The sequence below is a fragment of the Pseudoalteromonas sp. MMG005 genome (assembly GCF_018101015.1).
In the GTDB taxonomy this organism is placed as follows: Bacteria; Pseudomonadota; Gammaproteobacteria; order Enterobacterales; family Alteromonadaceae; genus Pseudoalteromonas; species Pseudoalteromonas aurantia.
In genome coordinates, this window is sequence record NZ_JAGJEK010000037.1 from 18,673 (window position 1) to 45,598 (window position 26,926).

The window sequence follows — 26,926 nt, forward strand, 5'->3', positions numbered from 1 at the left end:
AAGGAAATACCATGAATAACATTATAGACTTTCATATCCACGTTGGAGACTTTCCGCTATTGCGAGAGGATATTCAGGGTTTAATTCAAAAAATACCTCTAGAGCCTGGGGCCGAAGTGACTGAGCTATTTTCCAATGGTAATGCGATGTCAAAATACCTTGATAACGCAGGCGTGAGTACAGGGATTATTTTAGCGGAATGTGGACCGGGTACAAATTATTCTATTACGAGTGAGATGATTGCAACTCGCTGTGACGGTAATGATAGTTTATTGCCGTTTGGCAGTATTAACCCTAACTTTCATAAGGACACTGTTGCAGAATTTCATAAAAGTATAGAAGTTGGTGTAAGAGGTTTTAAGTTTTACCCAGCAGATCACGATTTCGATGCATTAAGTAGCGAAATGATGGAAATCTATAGGCTTTGTGAAGAAAAGAGCCTAGTGATCATGTTTCATACAGGCTTTACTGCGCAAAAAGACACGGAACAAAAGTATTGTAACCCGGCTGACTTCATTCCAATTCTAGAAACATACCCTGATCTTGCTGTTGTATTTTGCCATGCAGGTAAACCTCATTGGTATCAAGAAGCGGTCGAAGTCATCACAGAGTATCCCAATGCGTTTGTAGATACGGCATTGGTCCCTGTAGACGTGGTATCAAATATGGTACAGGAAAACCCCGAAATCATTGATAAAGTTCTATTTGGTTCAGATTGGCCAGTATGTGGCAACTATGAAGCTTTGGTGAAAAAGTATTTAAATTCTGGGTTAAGTGAAATCCAATTACAAAAAATAATGCGTACAAACGCCTTGTCATTATTAACTAGAAAAGATTTCTAGTTGTTACCATTTTAGGCTAACCGTCGTTAATAATTTGGAGTTTTTTATGAATAGTTCTTATAAAGCACAGGCCCATGACTACATCATTATAGGTGCTGGACCAGCAGGGGTGCAACTAGGGTATTATTTCGAGCGAGATCAAAAAGATTATCTCATTTTAGAGGCTGGTGAACAACCAGGAAATTTCTATAAAAAGTTTCCTAGGCATCGCAAACTAATTTCGATAAACAAACGGTTTACGGGCAGTAAAAACCCAGAGTTCAATATGCGACATGATTGGAATTCATTACTTTCCGATGATTATTCGTTGTTATTTAAAGAGTATGATCATGAATTCTTTCCTAGCGCAGATAGCCTTGTGGATTACATGAAGGATTATGTGAATCATTTCAATATTAAGGTCAAATGTAATACGCGTGTCGTCAATATAGGTAAAGAAGGAGACAGTTATCTATTAACAGACAACAATGGAAATCAGTTTCTAGCTAAGCATTTAATTGTTGCAAGTGGCTTTTTAAAGCCTTATATACCTGAAATTAAAGGTATTGAATTGGCTGAGAATTATACTGAAATGTCTATTGATATTATAGATTACGAAAATCAGCAAGTGTTAGTAATAGGGAAAGGGAACTCTGCGTTTGAAACAGCGGATCACTTGACCCCTTCGGCAGCTGTTATTCATTTGTGCAGCCCGAATTCGGTTAACTTTGCTTGGAAAACACATTATGTTGGCCATTTACGTGCAGTGAATAACAACATACTTGATACTTATCAATTAAAATCTCAAAATGCCGTATTGGACGCAGAAATTATGTCTATTGAGCGTATAAATGGGCGTTTCAAAGTGCTGTTTCAGTACAAGCATGCACAAGGGGAAGTAGAAGAATTATGGTATGACAAGGTACTATGTTGTACCGGTTTTGCAATTGATACACACCTATTTAGTGAACAAACACAGCCAGATCTTACTATCAAAGATAAATATCCAAAACTGAATAATGACTTTGAATCGGTAAATCAAAAGAATATGTATTTTGCAGGTACTTTGACCCATTCACTAGATTATAAAATGGCAACATCAGGCTTTATCCATGGTTTTAGATACAATAGTCGCGCACTAAACACGATTCTGAATAAGAAGAATCATGATGTGGCATATCCTGAGGTTAATTGTAATCGTGAAGATGTTGCTCAGTTGGTGCTAGATCAAGTTAATGAGTCTGGTGCTATGTGGCAACAACCGGGTTTTATCGGTGATTATTTCTATATGGAAAATGGTAAGGCTCACTATGGCTTTTCACTACCAATCAATCATTTACTGAGTTCAGAGGCAAAAAGCAAGGCCCACTTTTTTACCGTAACATTGGAGTATGGTAAAAGTGAAGATTTCGACCCTTTTGTTGCGGATAGAATACATCGTGAAAATGTTGATGCATCAGATCATAGTCAATTTTTACACCCTATCGTACGAGAATATCGTTATGGGGAATTGGTTTCAGAACATCACGTCATAGAGGATCTACTTGCAATTTGGAAAGAAGATATCCATTTACATCCGTTGCAGTCCTATGTAGATGGAACAATTGACATTGTTGCCAAAACAGAAGAAACGGTGTGAACTTTAGCGTTGCACAAACCGTTTTGGACATGAGCGGTGTGGTAATCGAAAAAACCGTGTTTGTATTTCTTAATATGTATAACTAAAGCACCGGAAACTGGTCATAGGGATCCCCTGTTGTAGGCCGCTTCCACATAGCTTACTAAAGTTATTCATGCCCTTATCAATGAGGTAGCAAGGGTGTGTGGCTACCACTTATGTCTGTAGAATTACGTAATCATCGAGTTTAATTTAGCAAATTTACGTGCTAGTTTTTATGTTTTAACCCATACCAATAACACAGTTCGGTATGGGCTATAGCTGGCTTAGCCTACTCCAAGAGTCTTTAGTCGTTTTTTAATAATGGGGTTGTCGGTTGAGTTTAGTAGGTTTCTCAAACGACTTTTGCTTTGTTGGTTGAGTACCACGCTTGAGTCAGACAATGTGCGAGCGAATACGTCAACACTTTGCACTGTGGGGTTTTTTAGTAACGCAGTGATGATTTGTGCATGATAGTGTGGTTCTGTTGATAAAAGTTTTACTGCATCACGTTGAATGTCTGCGTGTGGGTGCTGTAAAAGTTTTGCAACGGTTGGTAACAAATGAGGAATTTTGCTATTACCAACAGCAAGTATGGCTGTGCCTAAGTGCCGCTCTCCATTGAGGGAGTTTAGTAAAAATGTCTCAACCGAAGCTTGTTGTTGTGGAGTAAACTTGGCCATTGACCCTAAATTTAGCAAAGCTGTTTTGGCTAATGGACTATTTGGCTTATCTGCGATGGTTGCTAATGCATTAAACGAGATGTTTGACGACGCCCCAAAGCGGCCCAGTGCAATAAGTAGTTTTTGTTTAGTTTGAATATTAACTTGCTCAGTAGAAAGTAAATCAGTGAGCATCTGTTCAGCAAGTGGGCTTTGTTCTTTTTGTAACGCGTAAATAATTGCAGAGCTGGCAGTTGGGTCTTCCTCGATGAGTGCAACGAGTTCAGATAAATCATATTCACTGAGCAGGTGTTTCCCAATATGCTTGGCTAATAGTGGGTCTAGCGATGTTTTGAGTTCCAAGATTGCGTCTTGTAATGCTCCAGGGCCTGTAATTTCTCGTGCAACCGGAGATTGGGATGCCTTTGTCAAAGTGGCATTGTGATCGCGACTTACTGCTATTAGCGGCGTCGATTGATGATTTAGGCGGGTAATATGCACTTTTTGTATTACTTGATATCTTTGTGCATTGTTTTCCCATAGGTTCTCAGATGAATAGCTTACCTCCACAGGGGTGTCATGGTTAGTTAAGGTCATTGACCAATGCTCTTGCTCATCATTAATCGCAGATGCAGAATGAAGCTGACGCGACTCAAGGTGGCGGCTTATCTGATCACCTAACCTGTTATATGAGTAGGTCTTCTTCCCATGCGCATCGTTAAACGTTAAGGTTGACTGTTCTGAGAAGCTCATTAAATTAAGTATGTTAGGTAATACATTTAACGTATGCTCATTGGGTAAGGCGAGCAAGTCTACTTGCGTGATCTCAGTGCCACGACGGTTAAATGTGAATGGCAACTGTGGTGTTAAAGGCTGTGGCTTGCCATTGTTCATAAACACAATATCGGTCAATAGGCCTTGGTTGACTTGTGTATTGTCTAAGTGCATGTGCCAACTAAGAGATGAATGGGTTATGACGGCTTTATTTTCGGCGAGCACGGCTGACTCTATTGTTACGGAGTATGTGTGTTGCAATATTTTTTTCGGTGCACTGTGTGAAATAGGGTTTTTAAATAAGGTTTGCTCTACCTGCTCTTCTTTATGCTGTGTGAGGTAAAGTATGCACCCAGCACACAAGGCAAGTAGTAGTAAAGTTGCTTTTAGCTTCATGGTCAATTCCTGTTGTGGTGACCAGTTAGATCACCACGATGTTCAATACAAAAGGTTATAGCGTGTCCCATTGTGGGCTAGCGTATTCATATAATGTGTATTCACGTTGATAAAGTGGATCCCATTTCATGACATCAACATTGAATTGCAATAAACCCCATAGCTTTTTGCAGTAAGCTTGAATTTTTCCGTCTCCACCACTGAATTGGGTGGTTACTTTTAGCTCCAAAAAGCCTTGTTCTATTATTTGTTCATCTTGTTTGATTCGGCGGATCCCTGCTTCCACGTACCCTTTACCTTTTACTTTTAAAAGGCTTAACTTACCTTTCACACCGGCTTCAGAAATACCATGACCAAATGAAGCGTATGCTGAGCTACTTACTACTCCCCCAACATAAGGCGCAACTTCTGCGTAAATGTAATCTGGTCGTCTAACACCATCAACTTCAAAAGGTTCTTCGTTGTTGTGACCACCAATGACACCACCAACCGTAAAATCGGCACCAGCTTCGATACCGGCACCAAATTTAACGCCAAGCTTTAATAGACCTAACGGATCAAGTGGTAACTCAACTTTTGGCTTGATTGCTTCAGGTATTAGATCGAAATAATACTCAACAGGGTAAGTGATTGATGCGTTTAGCAAGTCGTCACAATTGGGTTTAAATGCAGCAACGCTATCTTCACCAACGGTTAAATTAAATGTCATACCTTGTGTGCAATCAAGCTTACTTGGGTTGAAGGAAAATTCGACAGAGCCAACTGCAATTTTAAAATTACGATTGTGAAGTTTTAACCAATTTCCTGCTTGATAAAAACCACTGGTTGCCCCTTTACTCGTTTCATCTACATACATCCACCCTTGTTGATCTCTGTATTGGTGAGAGCGACCCACTGCGTTGTTTTTATTGATAACACGTGATTTCTGCTCTACGTAACCAGGGTCTTTGTATAGGTAGGCATTGGCGGTTGGTGCGAATGCCAATGCAGTTAAAGCTGTTGCAAAGAGCGTTGATATTGTTTTCATGATTTCCTCGAAAGTTGTTGTGTGTTTTATGTTGTGTTGCGCAACGCAGAGCAAGATACATTACAATATTTACAATTTGGTTACAGTTGTACCGGTAATTTTGTAAAATTAGTGTGTATTTATTCTTTTTGGGTACTCTGTGACACGGATAAAGTGAGGAGAAATAATGCGTGTTTATGGCATGTTGATGCCTTAAATTATTATTTTTGAGATTGGGTCATGGTGTTATTGCACGCTTCAGTGTTGATGAGGGAGTGATTGCATCTGGCTTTATTACTGGACGAGGTGAGCTGGCTTTTCGTCGTGGTGTGCCTATTACATGGCAGCTTTTTTGTTTTATATGTTAGGCTTACTATTACTAAATGGTGGTTAAGTAGATTGTCAGTTAATGCTAATTGGGGTGGCAGTAATTTTATGGCTTTTAAACGTATTATTGTGGCGGTTATCGTTATTGTTGTATGTATTTGGTTTTTTCTCGACTTTCAAAGCAAAAGCACAGCCATGCCTTCCCCCGACTTGTCAAAACATGTGGTCACAGTTCAAACGGATAACGCATTACCGCCAGAAATTCGTAAAACAACGATTGCAGCCCAACCTCAGAGAAAGCTTGAACACAAACAATGTGATCTGAGCGGGTTCTTTAGATATCAACGAGACTCCGCTAAGCGGTTGGCTGAAACGCTTGGCCCTGAATTTTTTCTATTTGAAAGTGTTATTAATCAGCAGCTTAAATTAAAAGTTTATCATCAAGGCGTCATCAATACGACATTCACTACAAAGTTGGTTACACGATTAAGGAGTGTACATACTCATTACTTGCGTATGCTAGGACAAAGCGCGGCCAAGCCCATTGATGTGAACTTAATTATTATGGATAGTCGCGCAGCTTATGAAGATCATACCTCGCAAGGGGGGTTTGACCCTCGTTCAAGCCAAGGTGTCTTTTTTCATGGTAACAACTCCGCTTTTGTCGAATATAAGGGAGATAACACGACTTTGAAAACCGCCATTCATGAGGCTGTACATGCAATTAATCTGAGGCTCATTGGGAGTATGCCTCGCTGGCTAAATGAAGGGTTGGCTGAAACATTTGAAAGCGTTAATGGTCACCGTGGCTTTGACGTAGATTACCGAATACTGAATAGAACACCTATGGAGCTGTATTCGGTGCTCGATTCTGAAACTCAGTGGGGCAGTATTGATACAGCTCAATTATACTTTAGTGGTTGGGCATGGGTACATTATATGTTTAATGACGTTCCAGCAGAGCAAGCGTTATTGGCTTTGCTTAGACAAGAGCAGCAGAATATGTGTGTGATGTTATCAAGTGAGCAAATTGCGGGCTTATTGGAAGCTGCCCACCCAACCATTGAACAAGCGTTTAATCAATGGCGAATGGACCGCTTAGCAACTCACTAAAGTGAATGATACGCACGTCGATCGAGTGTGTAAGCAAGTGTGGCATTCATAGTTTTGTTAGCAGTTGTTTGGCTGTATCACGTGTTAAGCACGCAGCCATCGGGGTTTTCTTGAACTTGTTGTTACTGACCGTACGATTAATGCCTTTGTGAGTCAGGTTGTCGCTTAAAACATTCACACGACAAACTGTATTTTCATTGTTATTTGAGTATATAAGCTCAACTTTATCAGCCCACATAATTAAGTTTTTATACGGGTAACCTTCAGCAGTATTGATTGTTTCTTGCTGACTTTCTGTGGCGTGTACCATAGTTGTCGAGAGTATGTTGGCAGTGAGTAATATAGGTAGTATAAGTAACTTATTCATAATAATGCCCTTTAGTTGTTTGATGCCTAATGAGTATTAAGTGATTTAAGATTACTGACAAACGATAAAAACTTTACTATGCTTAAGTTTTTCTAATGTATAATACAATGCAACTTCCCCCATTAAAAAGTTTAATGTACTTTAAATATGCCGCAGAGTTAGGTAGCTTTAAAGAGGCCGCAGAGTGTTTGTATGTAACACAAGCGGCGATTAGCCAGCAGATCCGCAGTTTGGAAACGCATTTAGCATGTCAATTGTTTGAACGCCAGACAAGAAAAGTAACACTGACACACAAAGGTAAAATGTTGTACCCGCATATTTTACAAGCGTTTGAACATTTAAATACAGGTTTAAAAGCGATAGAAGAAGATCCTTCACCCACGATTTTAAATATATCGGTACTTCCCTCATTTGCAACGTGTTGGCTACTGCCAAGAGTGAGCAGTTTTCAGCAGCAGCATCCAGAAATAAAAATTCGTATAGATCCCAGTGATAGTTTGGTGGACTTTGATTCTGATGATGCCGACTTAGGGATCAGGTTTGGTAAGGGACATTATCCTGACTTACACAGTGAGCAACTGGCCTGTGATGATATGTTATTGGCTTACAAACCCGGGTTGATCAATATTGATCAACCTTTAAAAGCACAGCTCAAGCGTCACAATTTAATCATGGATATTTGCCCTGATGCTGAGCGGGCTTGGCAAATACTGTTTCGGGAAATTGAATTAGAGCAAGACTTTGATTCTCATTTTTTGGAAATAGATAATGCGGCACTCGTGATGCAGGCCACACTTGCGGGGCAGGGCGTTGGTATGCTACGTCGTCAGTTGATCCAACCGCAACTGGCGTTAGGGCAGCTTGAGGTGTTGCCCAGCTTTAAAGTATCGTGTGAGTATCAATACTATTTAGCTGGGCCTGCTGGACACTTTAACTGGCACAAAGTGAAAGTGTTTCAGCAATGGCTACGGGGCCAGTTTACAGATCTATAAACTGGTGACTTATCGGGTGTTGCTGCAATGAAATAGGCCCGATTGGCACTGTGAGGCGCAATCGTTTTATTGATTGAACACGGGTCTACTTTTACGACTGTTTAGCCAAGTCTTACCGAGCCAAAAGCACATGATGAGCAATATAAGGGACTCAGGTATATGCATTAGAAACGTTTGTGTGATCATATCGGGCAGTGCCTGTGCACCTTGTCCGAAAAATGACCCTATGGCAATGTATAGCGCGAAACTCATGCGCCAAATATGTCTGGTCATGCGTTGGGTGTTCGAAATCCCTTTGTTGATAACAAGCTTTATATCACCGATGAGTGCGACCAATGACAGTAATGCAAAAAAGAAGTAAGGTTCATGACTGAATCCATCAACATGGCCGATGGGGCTCGTGAGTGCGTTATAGCCAAAATATGCGCTCGCAACACATAAACCTGCACTGGCAAATGGCAGCATATAATCCAATGGTTTGATTGCATGCGGGGGAGACTTAACAATGAGAAAAGCACTCAGTACTAAATGTAGTGTAAATAGCCCGGCAATTAGGGTGATCATCATTGGCTTTATATAGGCAATATAACCGCCAGTTAATGCCATGAGGGTCATTGATACAACGAAAATTTTGCCCGCGTTACGGTGCGGCTTTTTGCCTTTTTTAAGTGCCAATGCAGCGACACCAGAAAGTACGGCGATACTGCCTGTGATAATATGAATTAGCATCATAGGTGACATGTCCATACGACTCTCTTTTATTTGTAGTTGGTTTTATGAGACACCTTATGTTGATTGCTTATTGATGTCGTCCAGCACAATTGGCGAAGACATAAAAGTCAGTGTAGTATTACGTTTTAATACTCAAAATGCATTTTAATTCATTGAAAAATATACTAAGAAAAATTTATGAGCCCAGAAATAATACTTGGATTAATTACATTTGGTATCGCCATTTTTGTTGTCTCTTTGTTGGCGACACGGATAAAAGACAGAGCATATGTTGTGCCTTTTATGGTGTTTTTGATGGTGCAAGGTGTGGTCGGCCTTGAGCCATTAGTGTTTGCGCATTTTGCGCAATTAGAACTTTATTATATTGCAATCAGTGGCGTTCTTTGGATGTTAATTATGCCGTGTATTTGGCTGTACATTGAAGGACTTACAGCAACTTATCGTTGGCAGCTCAAAAGAGCTCATTTATTACATGCTGTGCTGGCGCTGTTTGGTGCAATCGTTGGGGCTGTGGTGTTATGCCTTCCTAGCGAGTCTCAATTTAAGATATTTTACGCCGATGATGCACAGTTAAAAGCCGGCGTTGAACAGTTCAGTGCAATACTCGTTGCGTCGTTATTCTTATTGTGGCTAGTGCAAAGCAGCCTCTATATTTATAAGATATTCAGGCAATTAAAAAACTACAGAGCAGACTTAAGGCAAGTATTTACGAATGAAACCCATAAATCTTTGTATTGGATTAATGTCACTTTGTGCTTACTTATTGGTAGTTGGGTGTGGTTACTTATGGTGTTGTTCTCGAACTTTAACGAGAAAATACGCTTTGTGAGTGACGTTATTCCACTGGTATTGAATTTAGTTGTTGTGTGGTTTTTTTCTATACAGGCATTGCGCCAGCGCCCAGCCTTTGAAACGGTGTATCAAAAGTTGGCTGAGGAGCCTATTGATTTGGCACGCAGCAAAATTAAGTATCAGCGGTCTGCGTTAGGTGATGCACAGTCGCAGCGAATTGCCGACAAGTTAAATAATGCGTTAGTTAGCGACGCGTTATATTTAAACAATGAACTCACCTTATACAAGTTGTCGATACACTTGAATATTCCCGCACACTACATTTCTCAAACATTAAATCAGACCATGAAGACTTCATTTTTTGAGTGGGTAAATCGTTCACGAATTGAAGCCGCACAAGTTAGGCTTAGTAACACAAATGATAGTGTATTAGATATTGCAATGGCGGTGGGGTTTAACTCGCGGTCTGCTTTTTATAGCGCATTTAAACAGCAGGTTGGGTCTACACCGAGTGCATATAGAAAACGAGAAAATAAGTGATGGTTTGATGCATCACCTATTTGATACGTTATCTATGCGCCGCTAGAATTGATAACTCAATGCTAATTTGTAATTGCGGCCGAGTTCACTTGGGTCGGTGGCACTGCTTGCTGGTGCGCGTAAATAACGTTTGTTCGTTATGTTGTCCACACTAACACGTATATTTAACCCTGAAAGTTGACCGTCTCCTTGATAATGGCCATTGACGTTATAAACAGTGGCGGTGCTTGTACCATAACCGCGTTGTAAATATTGCTCACTGAGCCTTTGCTGTGAACGATAATGACGTATTTGAAAGCCAACATTCAGTGACTGGCTGAGTTGATAATGACTGTTAAACGTCAGTTTATCAGCGGGGGCTTCTGAATAGGGTTGTTTTGTGTAGTCTACATTGCCTAAGAAAAAGTTTGGCACACCCATAACATCCATATTCATTTTAGAATATGCCAAGTATATGCTGGTATTAAGATACTGATAATGGGATTCAACTTCGAAGCCTTCACTGTCTAATCGGCCAATATTTTTAGCACTGTAGTCTCTATGTGTAGCAACCGGTATGCCATTGGTGGGCTTTGGGCCTGGAGAGCCAAAGTGTTTATTGCCCGCGTTATCAAGATAATACATGAAAGGGATATTATCGATGTAATCGTCAATTGTGTTGTTAAAGTAAATGGCTTTTATATGGAACGTGTCCGCGTAGCGTTGGTTTTCGATACTGAATCCAAATCCTCCTTCATAGTTTGTAGATTTTTCAGCTTTTAAATTCGGTTGTGGTTCACTGAAGCAAATCTTACCGCCGATATGACAACGCCACTGATCCTTTTTATACAATTCTTGCAATGACGGAGCTCTAAATGCTTGGGCAGTTTTTAGATAAAAATTTACATGGCGGGTGGCTTTATAGGTTAGGCCAAGTTCACTCGATGTTGCATCATCACTATTACCTCCAAAGGGTTTGAATGTGTTTGTACGGCGCTGGTATTCGTCATATCTAAGGCCGGCGGTGACTAATAATTTACGGTTAAAAAACTGGCTCTGATCAATAATTGAAATAGACAATGAATCAGCATTACTCTCACCATAGTAGCTGGTACGTATCTGCTCCTCAAACTGATGCTGATCAAAAGACTCATGCTCATAATTAAGCTCAACAGCTAGTTTGTGGCTAACAAAGCCGTCAAATTGAGATAGGTTAGCAAGTCGCACACCGTGACGTTTGCTTTGACCATAGCTTTGTTTATCATAACTGACTTTTTTATCGCCTCTTGGGATATATCCTTTGGTAATTTTGTCGTAGGTTTTTTTTGCGTAAAATGTTTGAATGTCTAAGTCAATCAATGCGTTGACTGGTTGGTAACTATAATTGACCATACCTTCGAGGTAATCGTTTTTATAATCTTCCATTAAAGTCGGGTACTTTATACCTAAGCTGAGTCGTTGGTCATACGGTTGATCGACCGATTTTGTTTTGCTGTAATCAATTTTGCTTTTTAAATAATGTTGAGAGTGAAAGTACCATGTATTTTTTAATGCGACGTTACTGCGCTCGGATTGATTTATAATTTTGTCTGTTTGTGCGACGGCTTCTTCGTGGTTTTGTGCACCAACAACGTCAATATCATCATACTCCACGTGGCTCATGGCCATAATAGTATCGGTTGTATCCGTGAGCTGAAATACGTTGATGGACCTGTTCAATGAATCCGAAACCGATTCGTTTTGAACTGAGAACTGAGCACCTATCCCTGTGTTGTCTAAGTAGTCTTCTGCGTCTTTTGTCACCATTCTAATGCTACCGCCGATAGCACCTGAACCAACGGTTAATGAGTCTGCGCCTCGCAGCACTTGAATTTGTTTTAATTGACTCGGATCGACGCCTAAACTGCCAATGGTAGAAATGTTTTGGCTACCATCAGAGTCTGTTTTACGTTTTATGCTATCGACAGATATATGGATACGTTCGCCGTATAATCCTCTGATACTGGGTTGCGCTGACAGTGGCGTGACACTCCCAGAAATATTAACTCCAGGCAGTGCTTTTAATATTTGTGTGAGATCAGCAGATTGACCTCGCTTTATATCATCTGAAGACAGCGCGGAGACTGATGCGGCGACATCATGATTGGGTGCAGTGATTTTATGGCCAAGCACTTCAATGTGTTCATCGACAGAGGTTTTTTTTAGTTGAGCGTGTGCTTGAGTGTGGATAGCTGCGCTAATACAAAGACAAATGGCAGAGTACTTCATGGTATTAATCCTTAATAATAATAGTTCTCATTTCGTATTGCGGGGCGCATATTACGCTTTAAAATAGCTAAATACAATAACTAATTACTTTTAGTTATAACAAAGCGCTAAACTTGAACAAAATGGGTTTTTTTCTGGCATGTTCTTTGATATGTTCACGGAGTAGTTGTATTAGTTTGAGTTTTTAAAGGGACATTATAAGGAGTCGAAAATGAGGCAAGTGCTGTTCATACTATTGTTATGTGGCGGGTCATTGACTGCAAATGCAGAAGAGTTTGCAGGGGGTGCTGATATGAGTAAATTAGTGGCTGCTAAGGAGGTTTTGCGTGATATTTCATCGTACCGTAATAAACCCGTTACTTTAAAAGGTATTGTGACCAAAGTATGTAAAAAGAAAGGCTGTTGGATGGCACTTAAAGTCACTGACAATGATGAGATAACCGTGAAAGTGAAAGACGGTGTTATGGTTTTTCCACTGTCAGCTGTAGGACGCAGTGCATTCGCAACAGGTGAAATTGTGACGCGGGTTATGGATTTGGAAAAAACACGAAAATATTTGGCACATAAAGCACTAGAAAATGCAGAGCCATTTAACCCGAATGAGGTTACCACGCCGATGTCGGTCCATATATTAAAACCTTCATCGGTCACTATTTTGCAATAGTGCTGGTAATTGTTCGGTCAGTTAAGCACGCAGGCACTAAACTTGCTTCTAAATTTGCTTAAATGAGTTGTGCTTGAGAACATATTACTCAAGATATTATTGGAGTAGCAAAGATGCGTTGGCCTGTAGTTTTTATGGCATTGATTTTATTGCTTTTAATTGGTTGCAAACACGATGTTGAAATAAGTGATGGGGTTGTTCATACGTTTTCGACAGAGTCAATTTCACAGGGGCAATTTTCTGACGACGGTAAACTATTGCTAGGAGTCACCGGTACAGGATCTGTCATGCTCTGGCAGGTTGACTCGCAGCAAGTGGAATTTAAGATCCCAGATCACAAAGTGTTAAAGCCAGTCAAACATGTCGTTTTATCAAAAGATAAATCGCTGATTTTAGTGGCCAATGATAATACTGTCGGCCTGTGGTCTGTTCCAGCTAAAGCAATGATAAGTAAAGTAAATTTTTCAGGAGTGTCAGCGCGCGCAACGATCACTGCCATGGCATTATCACCACATAAAGACCGGTTGCTTGTGGGCATGGCTGATGGGTCACTGAATATGGCTGATATAAACACGCGATTGAATAATCGTTTTAAGCCACATAGCCAACCCATACGGCATTTAAAATTTGATACTCAAGGCGCGCTTTTTCTCTCGGGTGGGCTAGATGGTAAAATTGGGTTATGGCAATTTGGTTCTTCGGCAGCGCTATTTGAGCAAGAGTTTGCACACCGCGTTACTAGTTTAGCGACCACACGTGATTTCTCTCGGTTTTTTGTTTCAGATGGGTTAAGTGCGCAACATATTAAACAATTAACTTCGGGCGCAGAGCAGGCTAAGCTAAATTATAGTGCGCGTTTTAAAATATTCAGGCAATCAACATTCGTTGAGAATGGGGCGCTATTGGCGACATCTTCTTCTAAATCACATCTGTCTTTATGGCACACAGAAACTGGAGAGGAGTTAGGGACATGGACTATTCAGACCAAAAATAAGGGGGCGAGCATTGTTGCAATGCATGCCGACAATCATGGTAATTTGTTCACATTTAACTCTGATGCGGTACTTGAACGGTGGAATTTGGATTTAATAAAGGCGCTATAGCGTGAATTACTTCATCGGCAGTTTATTGTTACTTTGTACTTTACTTGGTTGTTCAGACCCTTTTGTTGCACAAGCTCAAAAGCGTTATGTGCTGAGTGAAGAACGTGTACTTGACGGTAAATTATCACACGATGGTGAATGGGCTGCATTAGTGATGGAAGGGCCAAGTGTTAATATATGGGATGTGCGTTCTAAAAAGGTGGTATTTTCTTTGGCAAAAGAGGCATTGCCCACCACCATAAGAACGTTTTTATTCAATAAGCAACACCGTTTGATTATTGTTGCGGGGAGTAACGTACTACAATTATGGGATATAAATACGGGTAACCTTGAAGGGACCCTCAATGTATCTGGTTTTGATGAATTAGCAAGAATTACAACTTTGCAATTGTCACTAGATGCTAGGTTAGTGGGAATAGGCATGACGGATGGTTCGGTTACGCTTTTTAATCGCGAAAACAAGCAAGCCCGTAGAATAGTCCCTCACACAAGCAATGTAACTCATATTCATTTTTTACCTGATAATATTGGCGTATTAAGTGCTGCTCATGATGGCTATGTTAAAGCGTGGGCAATGGATGAAGGGAATACGTTATACTCAGTCAGGTACCCTTCACGAATTAGTACGCTTTCGGTGGCACGTACAGGCAATGATATGTTTGTGTCAGATAGTCTGAAAACTCAGCAAGTGTTAAATGTTAGTAATGGGAAATTGAGCAAGCAGTTAGATTATATGTCTCGGTTTAAATGGTTTCGACACGCATTGTTTCTTTCTGGTTCACCCTACCTTTTAACATCGTCGCCAAAATCAGAGTTAACTGTGTGGCATATGTCTTCTGGTAAAGAGGTATTAAGTTGGCATATAGAGGCTGAATCAATGGGCACAACATTGTTTGATATGATTGAATTAAGCAGTGGTAGATTGGTGACTCTCAATAGTGAAGCCGTTGTAGAACATTGGCATACAGATGAGTTACTTTTTTTAGGAACGCAATAATAGCGAATAGGCTATTACAATGTATACTGTGTCAAAAAGATAGACACGCAGCCTCGGGTTGCAGTCATCATGTGCGGGTTTTAAATGGATGATAAAATGCGGTTAATACTGAAATGTTTGCTGGTCGCTGCTTCGTTGCTTAGCTTGAACGTACTGAGTTATGAGCCACAATTGACTGTGGAGCAGTGTGCACGATTTAATCAAGAAGCCGCGAACATTCAGTTATTAATTAAAACGGCATCTGGGGTACAACATCGTCAGTTATCCAATCGAGCGGGGCGTTTAAAAGAACGCATAGAGGTATTCTGCCAAAACCCCACCGAACTTGAATCACAAATTGTTGTTGCTTTAAAAGTACCAGTAGAGTTGGCAATTTCAGGGCAAGCACAAACCGAGAATAATGCCCACTCTCAATTATCAAGTTATCGTGATCAACGAAAACAACAAGCATGGCAACGTTTTTATCAACGACCACCGCACTGTGATTCCTATAAAAATAATATGGCGGAGTTAGTCCGTTGTAGTGATGAGCAAGCAGCACAAAAATTACTTTTTGAACGACAGTGGGCAATACGTCACCCTGTGAAAACCGCTTTTACGACAGAACCAAAACATGCGGAACAAGAGCAAAAGATCAATGATGTCATTAATACCCACACTAAAGTAGTGAAAGCCTCAAAGCCTAAAGTGGACCTTCGGGATCCGAGCCTATACGTCTCATCAGTCTCTAAAGTTGAAGATATATCTTCAGGATTTATACCGTTATGGCAGTATATTGGGGAGTATGTTATCGCGGTTATATTATTGCTGGTATTTTTGTTTGTTATAAAGTCGACGAGCCCTTATATCACCAGAATGGCCAAACGACACTTTAGTAATCACTACCTAAAATCGACATTAAGAAAAGGGCTTCTAAAAACGCATTACAGTTTGCATCATAATCTGATGTTGCCAACCTCAAGTGGCAACATCAAACTAGATCAAGTCATTACTTCTAAACACGGGGTGTTTTTAATTGTTAGCCAATCTCAACTGGGTGATGTTTATGCAGACAGGCATTCAGAAACATGGATAGAGAGAAATAAAAAACATGAAGCGCATTTCACCAACCCGTTAAGATGTTTGGATCAACGTTTAAGTTTGTTGAGAGAGCTGATAGGTCTTGACGATGAAGTGATAGGCTTAATTGTTTTTAATCAGGAGGTGACATTTAAAACCCCAACGCCTGCAGAAGTATGTTTATTGGCTCAATTGATTAATCGTATTGACTGTTACCAAAGTAACGTGTTGGATGTTGCGAAGGTGGAAAAAATAAACCGCTTATTGATTGCGTATTCAGCAAGTAACACAGGAACGGTTGCCAAAAAGCCAGATGATGAATCGAAACCACTTACCAACGAGCCTTTAAGTAACTCCGCCGAGTAGTATAAAGCCTCATCATTACAATTTACGGTGGGGTATTTACATACATCTCAATATAAATACACATGAGATTGATAATTAATATTATTTAAAATAATATATTGTGATAATTGCAATGTATTGGTTGAACGTGTTTATGACTAAAAGGCAGCTATATAAGCTTCATAGTTGGGTTGGTTTGTTGTGTTTACTGCCATTTTTATTGATTTGCTTGACTGGCAGTCTTTTGGTTTTTAAAACAGAGATTGACCGTATTTTACTGCCAGAAGAAACGGTTGTTTTTGCTTCAGAAGAACGCATGTTAGAAGATGACTTGCTTATCGCTGTGCGTCAACAATTGCCAGAGTATGAGTTGGGGAGCTGGGAACTGCTCGGTAATAATGGCGAGGCAGATCGAATATATTTAATTAAAAAAGGCACAAATATTTGGTTTAAAGCCCATTTGAACCCCTACACTGGCAAGGTTCTAAGTACACCAGAGCATTTACATCACTACTTGACCGACTGGTTAGTAGAGTTACATTACACATTATTACTCAATGATATTGATGGATTTGATGAACACCTAGGGACTGCATTCACCAGTATTTTTGCGCTGTTTCTAATTTTTTTAGGCATCTCAGGTTTAGTCATTTATCGGCAGTTTTGGAAAAGAGTACTGACACTGCGCTGGGATCAGCGTTTGTTGGTTGTATTAAGCGATATTCATAAAATAGTTGGCACATTATCGTCACCAGTATTGCTCATTTTAGGTGTGACGGGTGGTTACTACAACATCTCTATTTATATTCATGAATGGCAAGAGCATCAACAGCGGCCAGAACATCATATTATGCAAAAGCGTCTCTATGTTGATGATGTTAGCATCACAGAGATGGTTGTCACAGCACCGGACTATGTAGCTGGCTTCAAAACTACCTACATTTTATTTCCGACAGAACCAAATCAAAATATTACCTTATTTGGACAAGTTCCGACATCTAACCCGTTACTGAGTGACTATGGCAGTATGGTGACGTTTGATAGCCAAACAGGGCAATACCTAAGCCGCTATGACATTCGTGAGCAGGGTTTTGTCACTGTGATGATTGATACATTTCGTAAACTACACTTTGGTAATTTCGCGGGATTGGCCAGTAAAATTATATACAGTATTGTTGGATTGGCACCAATTCTCTTGGGTATTACGGGGCTATGTTTATGGTACTCCCGCCGACGCAAACGCATAAAACAACGGACTAAAACCAAGCTTGCTTCACTCTATTCATAGGGCTGATGTGCAAATAAGAGTTGAGGTGGCGTTTTTGTTATAGGTTTATGAATTTAAGACGATGTTATTGATGTTTCTAGAATGTGTAGAAGGTAATTATTTATTCCAAAAGGGATTTATATCTCGATATACAATAACAAAGTAAACATTTATAAAACACAAATGAGAGTTGTTATCATTTGTGTTTGTTGCTAATATGCGCCTCCTATTTTTGAGGTAACCACCTCTTGTTGCAGTATTTTTAGGAGTTTGTATGCAACCTTCACGTTTTGGTTTTGGTGTGAGTTCACTGGCTATATCTGTTCAGTTAGCTTTATTTGGCAGTGTCGCAGTTTCTGCAAACGTTATTGCGCAAGAGGAGACGGCCAACGAACAAAGTGTTGAACGTATCAGTGTATACGGCCGTCATAATCAGCTTATTTTAGACTCTGGCACCGCCACAAAATCAAATATGGCTTTGATGCAAACACCAGCAGCGGTTGTTGTGGTAGATAAAGCACTATTGTTAGATCAAGCCGCGCTCACTTTGCAAGACGCAGTACGCAATGTGAGTGGTTTATCACAAGCAGGTAACAACTATGGCGTAGGTGACAACCTGATACTACGTGGACTTGGGGTGAGTTATACGTATGACGGCATGTATGGAGGCGCAGACTTAGGTAATAGTTTTAACCCAACGCGCACGTTGAGTAATGTTGAAAGCATCGAGGTTTTAAAAGGGCCGGCTACTGGATTGTATGGTATTGGTGCCGCGGGTGGCGTAATAAACCTTGTTGAAAAAAAGCCCTTGGATATAGAACAGTATGAAATTAAAGCGACGGCAGGTGCTTGGAATACATACGGTGTTATGATTGACGCAAGTAATGTGCTCTCTGAAGAATGGGCTTACCGTTTCGTTGCTAATCATGACAGTACGGATGGTTTTAGAAGTTTAGGGTCCGAACGTAACGAGGTATATGCGTCATTGAGTTTTGAGCCGAATGATAATCACCGTTTGTTACTGTCGGCTGCATACATAGATGATGAAGTACAAATTGACTCAGTGGGTGATCCGGTAAGAATTTTAAATTGGGATAGCATTGCAGGTAACCCTGGTGTTGTTACGGCAGATATGCTGCCCAATGACACCAATGCAGATGGTGATGATAAGCTGGGCATTGAGTTAACACAGGCACAACGTACTGAACTTGCTAATTCAATTTCAGCGTCTGATGGGTTACATCCTTTTGATTTAGGGTCTGGTAACTTAATTTCACCTTTGTCAAAACCAAACCAAGGTGAAGAAAAACGCGTGAAACTTCGTCATGATTGGTACTTTGATAATTCGTCAAGTTTTACACAACAACTATTATATCGAGAATACGACTCTAACTTTATTCGTCAGACCGGTGCGTACAATTATGTGTATTGGGAACGTTATGGTGAAATTAATGCTGACCCGCGCGCGCCGTTATTACTCGGTGACACCGTTTATCCTTACTCAGCACGACGCCAAGAATACAGAAAGCAAATCGCCAGTGAGAAAACATGGCAATATTTTGCTGACTTAAAACTGAGTTGGAGTTTCGGTTCAGTGGTTGGTGAGCACTTAGTCAGTGCGAACTATGAAAGCCGTGATATGGCTTATAAAAGCTGGTCAATATATGACGCAGATGGCGCGGGTGAAGGTAAAAATGCATTGCCTTACATTTTAGATATTCGCAATCCGAACTGGCCAACGGGTACATTTGAAGATTATAGCCCTACGTTACGAAGCAATTATGACAAAAAACTCACAGCGTATGGGATCAGCGCTCAGGAAGTTTTGTACGTTACAGATGAATTAACGGTTCGCTTAGGCGCAGCGCATACAAAGGTAGAGCAAAAATATCAACATAAAGGGACTGACCGCACTCCAGGGGTTAGTGATGAAATTGATACCAGTGATAGTGGTTTTACCTTTAATGCAGGTACCAATTACCAGTTTACTGAGCAGCTTGCCGCATTTATTAACGTTGCGAAAGGTCGCACAGCCTATAGTGTGTTGGGTAGTTTGATTGACACCAGCACGCCCAGATATGAAAATGAAGAGAATCGACCAGATTCAGAGTCTGAATCAATCGATTTAGGTGTGCGCTTTACCGCATTAGATGAAGACTTGATTGGATCGGTGGTTTGGTTTGATACGCGTCGTACGAACCTTCGTTATAATAATGAGCAATTTAACGATAATCCAGATGATGCAGAGTATAATATTGATGTGCCGCAGTACTTTTATGATGATGAAAACAAATCAGACGGAGTCGAAGTAGACATCAATTTGGCGATTAATGATGTATTGAGTATGAATGCGAATGCCACTTGGCAAGATGCAGTTGAGATTCGAAGCAACAAAGCATCAGGTCAAAGAAAAGGGATCCCAGAGAAGCTAGGGAGCATATGGCTGAATTATGATTTAGCATTAGCGCAATTAAATGCACCCTTAAAGGTCAGTTTAGGAGCGAGCTATATTGGTGAGCGTACAATTAACGCCGCTAATTTTGGATTACCAACATCGACCATTGGTAGCTATACGCGTTGGGATGCAGCGGTTGCATATCATACTGAAACATACTCACTTAGGTTAAATTTAGAAAATTTAACGGATGAAAAATATTATGCTAAAGCACTCTTTTTAGGTGGTTTACCAGGAAATGAACGAAACGTTAAATTAACAGCAAGCTATACATTTTAGATTGTAGAGATAAACAAATAGCGAACAATGTGGTTAATTGATAAAGCCCTGATAGTGATATCAGGGCTTTATGTTATTTGACTAGGCAATTAATATTGGTCAGTAAGTCCACGGGGGCGGTGTCTTTTAAGTCATTTAGATATTCTTCAAATGGTGGGAAGTCAATTAGCTCTAGGCCACTTTGCGGCAGCCATTGTCCAAAAAGCCAATCATACGGTTTTTTCAGCTCTGCATAGTCACCTTTAAATAATATACTCACACAGTTGCCTGCAGGTACAGTTACGACTTTTAATTGTGGATCTAGTTGCTCTGCTTCATCGGGTGCAATACTGATGCAGGCAAGTGATGTGAGCTGTGATTGTTCAACAGATTTTGGATCATCGTAGTATAAACCAAAAAACCGTGTTGCTTCATTGATGAGGTTATGGGCGCCAGCAATGACGGTCAATTTTTCAAACGCTTGGCCAATTTTCATATAATCACCATGGTGTTCAAGACCTATGAGCATGATTTCTGGCGTGGTGTGCTGCTGTATATTAAACATAAACGGATACTCTTTCTTTGATAAAGGATAAAACGCAGAGTGGTCAACCAAGGGTGTACTTCGTAACTTTCTATACACGTCAGGTGTTTGACCATAGTGTTTGCTAAAAGCGCGGTTAAAGGCGGCAACACTGCCGTATTGTACTTTTGCGGCAATTTCAGCTTGACTCATATCACTACGTAGTAACATTACAGAAGCTTTTTGTAGGCGCATTCTCCTAACGGTTACATTGATAGGTTCACCCGCAAACTCACGGTAAATACGATGAAAATGATAGGCCGACATACATGCTCTATCTGCCAATGTGTTCACATCAAGATCCTTATTTATGTTGTCATACATATAATCAATCACGCTCAGAAGTCGTTGTTGATAATGGTTACGTGTGATGGCTTTCATGTCATGCTCCGTAATATCGTATTGCGAGTAAATCTATATAAATGTACTTGCTTATGCAATGGTGGTTACTTTATGCGATATTGAATTGATAATGTTTGCTTTCTTTCAACATGGTTCTTTTGTATTGCCATTTGAAATTGATTTGTAAACATGGGGGATCTGGCATAAAGTTAATTGAGCTGAATGCAATAGTCCTAACATGTTCATGCTGTGTTGCTGTCGTTCACTGTAGCCAGGCTAATTATATGAGAAGTGTATTTCAACAATCACGATTAAGCGTGTGTCATACCCTGTTGTATGTCATAGTTTTTTTTATGTGTTTGCATGTTAATGCAGGTCAACCAAAGTACGATTTAACGCAAGGTGGGGCAGGAATAAGTCGAAGTTTTTCATATGTTGAAACCTCAGATGTGGCGACGTTTGATTATGTATCTACCGCGAAAGAGCTAAAATGGCAACCGCACCATAAAGATAATCTGAATTTGGGAATTACGCAGGGAACATACTGGTTTAGACACACTTTCTCTATTCACGGTAATACACCGCAGGATGTCATTTTTGAAGTAAGTTATCCTTTACTAGATGATTTACAGTTATTTATTGAACATGATGGAAAGATATCCTCTTATCAGTTGGGGGATCTGCAACCCTTCTCAAGTCGTCCGATAAAACATCGCTTTTTCTTGATCCCTTTTGTTATTCGACCACATGAAAACGTTCAGTTATACGCTCGCTTGAAAACATCCAGTGTGATGATATTACCGATAAAACTGTGGAAGTCGTCTGATTTTACACAAAGGAACCAGATAAACACGCTCATATTAGGGGCCTACTTTGGATTGATGACTTTGTTGTTCGTCTACGTTTTTTCTTGTGCGGTGATCACACGCAAGCATGTTTATGGATATTATCTTGGTTATATTTCAAGTATGACATTGTTGCTGTGTAATTTATCGGGCTTAAGTTTTCAGTATTTCTGGCCTAATAGTATTTGGTGGAATGGACAGTCGAGTATTTTTATTCTGTACGTTATTGTTCTTTTTGGCATTCTATTCAGTCGTAATTTACTTGTCATAGAGCACGCTTACCCTAAGTTTAATCGGCTTTTACGGTATCTTACTGTTGCCGTTGGAATGATGGCAATAGCGTCACTCGCACTACCGTATGAACTTATTTTGGCACCGACCATTTATTTTAGCATGGCATGTTGTGTACTTGGACTGGTAATAGGCTACCTGAGAGTTAAAGATGGCTTAGAAGTGGCTAAGTTTTATAGTATCGCTTGGGGAGGGGCGTTATTTGGTGGGTTAGTTTTGGTCGGTACTAAAATAAGTTTAGTGCCTTTCAATTGGTTTACAGAGCATGCACTGATGTTTGGAATAAGTTTTGAGATACTGTGTTTGTCGTTTGCAATCGCCAAAAGTTTGCAAATCGAGCGAAAAGAGAAAATTGCCTTGAAAGACTCGCTAATGACACATATGGCCAATGCAAAAGACACCTTAGAGCAGCAAGTTTTACAGCGTACTGCAGAACTTGAAAAGGCAAACATACAATTAATGCAGTCCTCTATAACAGATGCCTTAACCGGAGTTGCCAATCGCCGACGGTTAGATGAGTTTTTAGATGTTGAATATGCACGCGCGGTTCGGTTTAACTATCCGATATGCTTGTTAATGATAGATGTTGATTATTTTAAGCGCGTAAATGATCAATATGGGCATCAAGTTGGCGATACATGCTTGAAGCTGATTGCAGAGCGTATTTCCAATGAAATAACTCGAGTCGGCGACTTAGTCGCCCGTTACGGTGGTGAGGAGTTCTGTATTGTTTTACCTTATACCCATGAATTAGATGGTGCAAATATAGCGCAAAGAATTAGAGAAAGTATTGCTGCTCAGCCCATAATGAGCAGCGCAGGCCCCATTGAATTAACAATCAGTATTGGGGTCGCAGGCCATCAGCCAGACTGCAATATGCCGCTTACGCAACTGGAACTCGCTGATAAGGCATTATATACCGCAAAGAGAAACGGGCGAAACCAAGTTGTGATGGCTGGCGAAATGAATGAAATTAAGCCGAGGTAAATGGACTCTTTCATTGGTATGAATTGAGTGGCTACGTTTGATTAATGGGGTATTAAGGTTTGGCCGTGAATGTCTGCTTAGTGCTAATAACGGATCATCAGCATAACTCGTTTCTGCCCCATTATTCGTTAGAGTAAAAGCTCATTCACATTCTGTTAGTGCGGGTTTACCTTATCACAAGTTATCCGAATGGGTGTTCGAGTGGCGAGTGTATCGACCTAGGCAGTTTACCGCAAACTAAGATCCCACCCGACTTAACGCTGTTTTTATATCCAGTAATATTAGTCTGTGTTCTATAATAAGCAAATTATGGACATTTGTCGTTTTTTGCGCGGATTGTATTTTGATTATTATGAACAATACTTTAAAATCTGAGAGTTGATATTATGGTCTATCTTTGAGTTAGGATTATAAGATGTCCAACTAGTACACATTTTTGAACATGTTGGTGGCCAAGAAGAGCGGTTAGATTTCTAAATTGAAATAATTCCATGAAGTCATGACCGTTTTTCAGCTATACAAATCAGATAAAAATAATAAAATCATCAAGATATAATTTTAAGGGACGTAAATGAAACAAATTAATTACTTACATTACAGTGATGATGAAACTATCAATTTATTATCCAGCGCATTCTCAAATAATAATTTAGTACCAGTTATTGGAGCAGGTTTCACTAGAGGTTGTCAGACAGGCCATAGCAGAACAGTGCCTTCCGGACTGGATTTCAAAAATGAAATGATATATCGTTTAGCTGAATGTGAAGAATTTAATGTCGACAGTATCAACAAAATACGAAGTAAAAACTTCAGTGCCATAGCCGAACTATATTTTAATTTCGTTCCTAAAGAAAAAATTAATTACCACTTAAAATCTTCTTTTCAGAATGTACAACTTGATGATATAAAAAAATCATTTATCAGCGACATAAACTGGCCTTATATTTATACATTAAATGCTGATGATGCAATTGAAAGACACTCTGATTATCAAGTGGCTCACCCTTACGATAGTAACTTATCTGAGAGAGCAAAAGAACTTCCTACATTATTCAAACTTCATGGTGATATCAATTATGAACTCAGGCATGATGAAAGTCGGTTAGTTTTTAAAAAGAAAGATTATTTAAAATCGTTAAGTTCAAACAAAAAGATGCTGGATTTCCTAAAGCTAGATCTTATTAATAAGAATGTTATTTATATCGGTTGTAGCTTATCGGATGAACTTGATATTTCATTTCTTGTAGCACAAGAAAATAAGAGTGAAAGAAAAGAAACACGAAATATAGCATTTCTCTCTTCTAAATTAGACTTTGTCGACGAGCAAGATTACTTAAGTGTTGGTATAGATACAATTATAACGTTCGAAAAAGGTGCATATAATCAAATATATGAAACACTGATCAAGGCTTATCAAGACTCAGGGAGTAACTCTAATAACTTAGAGATATTTAAGAAGCCAATTACTGTGCTTGATTCTGATTATGAAAAGAATCAGGACTTCCTTATAAAAGGCCTAACTGAGTTAAAGAACAAAGACAGGTTAGATAAAAGGGTTATTCCATTTTACTTCGGAGAAAGGGAGAAAGGCGCTCAAGTCTTAAAGTCACTAAAAGAAAATGAAATAACAATACTTCGCGGAAAACGTGTTTCGGGTAAAACATTATTAGCTTATCATTTATTGAACCAAATTAAGGATAAAAACATTTACATCATCAATTCAAATCAACGACTTGATAATGGTACAATTGTCCAACTACTTGGTCAAAAAAACTCCATTATCTTTTTTGATCATGGATCTTTGAACAAAAATGGTTTTAGTTTAATTAAAACACACAGAGAAAAACTCAGTGAAAATAAGGTATCAATATTAATTTGCGCCAATGATAATGACAATGATGCTGAATATATCTTAAACACTACGGCCTCTAGAACTGGAGTAATTAGATTACCAACATTAATAACAGAAACTGAACTAGCTATTATCAATAAAAATGCTATTAATTCAAGATTGCCAACCTTTACAGAAGGCAAACACCTGCTAGATAAAATTTACAATGTATTTAATGTCATTGGTGAATACAATGTCATGTCAAGAATAGATAAATCAAAAGAATTGTTCATATTACTTTATGTCATAGCCGTTCGTCATAGCTTTACTGGTGAAGAGGTTTTCTTTTCAGGTTTCGATGAAAAAACAATACTTGAACTGGCTGAAGAACACTCGCCATTTCTACTAATAGAGCAGATCGATTCTCATGAGCAAGTCGACCATACTAATTTTAAAATAACATCATATGCGAGCAGCTGGGTTGTTTCTATGCTAAGAGAGTTCTTTAAAGAAAAGGGTCTAAAATGGTGCTCCGATACCTTAATGGAACTATTCAAACATAGTTATAAGACATCTAAGCAGTTTGTAGTCGAACTAAGAAAATTTGATAGCTTAAATTTCGTATTTACAGCATCACAACATGGGGCCGCTGCATTAATACTTGAGATTTATGAAAAATTAAACGAAATCGAAGGTAAGGAACCTGAATTTTATGTTCAAAAATCAAAAGCTTACTTTAATATGTATGAGTCGAGTGATGTCAAGACAAAAATAGATGAATGTATTCAAGAATTAAATATAGCTTATACTTGGGCCAAGTCTAGTCACTCTTCAAAAACTCAGCAAAACATTTCACACGTCAAAGCTCAGCTTTGCTTAAAGAAAGTTACATTATCAAAGCCAGCGGAAATAAAGGATATTATTTCTACTATCGACGCTATTCATCAAACGATAAATGAAGAAGGTAATTTAAGTTATAATACGGCACTATTTAAAGGAAAGAGTCAGTCAGGCATATTATATGAAAAATTCATGAAAATTGTACAGTCGAATAGTAGTGTTGAATTATTGCTAGCTAAAGAAAAATTAGATGAAATAAAGCTAAAAATGAACGTAAGAAATTAGCTTAGGTATCGATATTTTTAACAATAAATATAGCCAGCCATACTAAATAGTATGGCCTGCGCGCTCCTAATAAGCTTCAGTTATCGGTTAAAGTATGCCTCGCCCAAGACGAACCAAAATCAGTATTGAGGACATATCCTGGTACCATTGTTTTTCACGCCTTTGTCGCCGTTCCATGCTAAAAATACTACTAAAAACATATGTGGGACCAGTAGGATTAGAGTAAACTTTATTTGATTACCATACATTTTCTAATCCCGAGAACCACCTTTAGAACCTTTGCACTAACTCATTTATTCCAAAAACGAGTTTGCTGGCCGTCTGCTTCGCGCTCATAGCAGCCAGTAA

19 protein-coding genes are annotated in these 26,926 nt (G+C 39.4%); 13 read left to right on the forward strand and 6 right to left on the reverse strand.

What is annotated here, in order from left to right:
• Positions 1–11: 11 nt before the first annotated feature.
• Positions 12–842, forward strand: coding sequence for an amidohydrolase family protein (locus tag J8M01_RS22785; RefSeq protein WP_211051885.1), 831 nt, complete (start codon positions 12–14; stop codon positions 840–842).
• Between the two features lie 46 nt (positions 843–888).
• Positions 889–2,460: an NAD(P)-binding domain-containing protein gene (locus tag J8M01_RS22790; protein ID WP_211059450.1), complete on the forward strand. Its 1,572-nt coding sequence runs from the start codon at positions 889–891 to the stop codon at positions 2,458–2,460.
• Positions 2,461–2,765: 305 nt separating this feature from the next.
• On the opposite strand, the gene J8M01_RS22795 is transcribed toward J8M01_RS22790, so the two are convergent.
• Together J8M01_RS22795 and J8M01_RS22800 are read right to left on the reverse strand one after the other, a co-directional pair.
• Positions 2,766–4,310, reverse strand: a complete 1,545-nt coding sequence (locus J8M01_RS22795) for a hypothetical protein (RefSeq protein ID WP_211059451.1) — start codon at positions 4,308–4,310, stop codon at positions 2,766–2,768.
• Between the two features lie 55 nt (positions 4,311–4,365).
• Positions 4,366–5,337, reverse strand: coding sequence for a hypothetical protein (locus tag J8M01_RS22800; protein WP_192509995.1), 972 nt, complete (start codon positions 5,335–5,337; stop codon positions 4,366–4,368).
• A 414-nt stretch (positions 5,338–5,751) separates the two neighbouring features.
• On the opposite strand from J8M01_RS22800, the gene J8M01_RS22805 reads away from it, so the two are divergent.
• Positions 5,752–6,756, forward strand: a complete 1,005-nt coding sequence (locus J8M01_RS22805; RefSeq protein ID WP_211059452.1) for a hypothetical protein — start codon at positions 5,752–5,754, stop codon at positions 6,754–6,756.
• Between the two features lie 46 nt (positions 6,757–6,802).
• On the opposite strand, the gene J8M01_RS22810 is transcribed toward J8M01_RS22805, so the two are convergent.
• Entirely contained in the window at positions 6,803–7,123 is a 321-nt protein-coding gene (locus J8M01_RS22810; RefSeq protein ID WP_211059453.1) for a hypothetical protein, read from the reverse strand.
• 107 nt (positions 7,124–7,230) lie between these two features.
• On the opposite strand from J8M01_RS22810, the gene J8M01_RS22815 reads away from it, so the two are divergent.
• A complete protein-coding gene (locus J8M01_RS22815; RefSeq protein WP_211059454.1) occupies positions 7,231–8,115 on the forward strand; it encodes a LysR substrate-binding domain-containing protein in 885 nt (294 codons plus the stop codon).
• A gap of 66 nt (positions 8,116–8,181) precedes the next feature.
• Here the strand turns inward: J8M01_RS22815 and J8M01_RS22820 are convergent, their stop codons facing one another.
• On the reverse strand, positions 8,182–8,862 hold the full coding sequence (locus J8M01_RS22820) for a DUF2306 domain-containing protein (RefSeq protein ID WP_211059455.1): 681 nt from the start codon (positions 8,860–8,862) through the stop codon (positions 8,182–8,184).
• 162 nt (positions 8,863–9,024) lie between these two features.
• Here J8M01_RS22820 and J8M01_RS22825 point away from each other — a divergent pair, with 162 nt between their 5' ends.
• On the forward strand, positions 9,025–10,179 hold the full coding sequence (locus tag J8M01_RS22825; RefSeq protein ID WP_211059456.1) for a helix-turn-helix transcriptional regulator: 1,155 nt from the start codon (positions 9,025–9,027) through the stop codon (positions 10,177–10,179).
• Positions 10,180–10,221: 42 nt separating this feature from the next.
• On the opposite strand, the gene J8M01_RS22830 is transcribed toward J8M01_RS22825, so the two are convergent.
• The gene (locus J8M01_RS22830) at positions 10,222–12,426 is read right to left on the reverse strand and encodes a TonB-dependent receptor (RefSeq protein ID WP_211059457.1); all 2,205 of its coding nucleotides are present in this window, start codon (positions 12,424–12,426) and stop codon (positions 10,222–10,224) included.
• Between the two features lie 211 nt (positions 12,427–12,637).
• On the opposite strand from J8M01_RS22830, the gene J8M01_RS22835 reads away from it, so the two are divergent.
• The 6 genes from J8M01_RS22835 to J8M01_RS22860 all read left to right on the forward strand — a co-directional run bounded on the left by J8M01_RS22835 (position 12,638) and on the right by J8M01_RS22860 (position 20,595).
• Complete coding sequence (locus J8M01_RS22835; RefSeq protein WP_192510002.1) at positions 12,638–13,090, forward strand: DUF4920 domain-containing protein; 453 nt, start codon at positions 12,638–12,640, stop codon at positions 13,088–13,090.
• A gap of 113 nt (positions 13,091–13,203) precedes the next feature.
• Positions 13,204–14,193 (forward strand): WD40 repeat domain-containing protein, encoded by a 990-nt coding sequence (locus J8M01_RS22840; protein ID WP_211059458.1) that lies wholly within the window; start codon positions 13,204–13,206, stop codon positions 14,191–14,193.
• A gap of 1 nt (position 14,194) precedes the next feature.
• Positions 14,195–15,190 (forward strand): hypothetical protein, encoded by a 996-nt coding sequence (locus J8M01_RS22845; RefSeq protein ID WP_211059459.1) that lies wholly within the window; start codon positions 14,195–14,197, stop codon positions 15,188–15,190.
• Between the two features lie 96 nt (positions 15,191–15,286).
• Positions 15,287–16,615, forward strand: a complete 1,329-nt coding sequence (locus tag J8M01_RS22850; protein WP_211059460.1) for an NERD domain-containing protein — start codon at positions 15,287–15,289, stop codon at positions 16,613–16,615.
• A gap of 133 nt (positions 16,616–16,748) precedes the next feature.
• Complete coding sequence (locus J8M01_RS22855) at positions 16,749–17,882, forward strand: PepSY-associated TM helix domain-containing protein (RefSeq protein WP_211059461.1); 1,134 nt, start codon at positions 16,749–16,751, stop codon at positions 17,880–17,882.
• Positions 17,883–18,135: 253 nt separating this feature from the next.
• Positions 18,136–20,595 carry a TonB-dependent receptor gene (locus tag J8M01_RS22860; RefSeq protein WP_211059462.1) on the forward strand — a complete coding sequence of 820 codons (2,460 nt, stop codon included), beginning with the start codon at positions 18,136–18,138 and terminating at the stop codon, positions 20,593–20,595.
• Positions 20,596–20,668: 73 nt separating this feature from the next.
• Here J8M01_RS22860 and J8M01_RS22865 read toward each other — a convergent pair whose 3' ends face one another.
• Positions 20,669–21,538: an AraC family transcriptional regulator gene (locus J8M01_RS22865; RefSeq protein ID WP_211059463.1), complete on the reverse strand. Its 870-nt coding sequence runs from the start codon at positions 21,536–21,538 to the stop codon at positions 20,669–20,671.
• 314 nt (positions 21,539–21,852) lie between these two features.
• On the opposite strand from J8M01_RS22865, the gene J8M01_RS22870 reads away from it, so the two are divergent.
• The gene (locus J8M01_RS22870; RefSeq protein ID WP_211059464.1) at positions 21,853–23,622 is read left to right on the forward strand and encodes a diguanylate cyclase; all 1,770 of its coding nucleotides are present in this window, start codon (positions 21,853–21,855) and stop codon (positions 23,620–23,622) included.
• Between the two features lie 571 nt (positions 23,623–24,193).
• Positions 24,194–26,578 (forward strand): SIR2 family protein, encoded by a 2,385-nt coding sequence (locus J8M01_RS22875; RefSeq protein WP_211059465.1) that lies wholly within the window; start codon positions 24,194–24,196, stop codon positions 26,576–26,578.
• Positions 26,579–26,926: the final 348 nt, after the last annotated feature.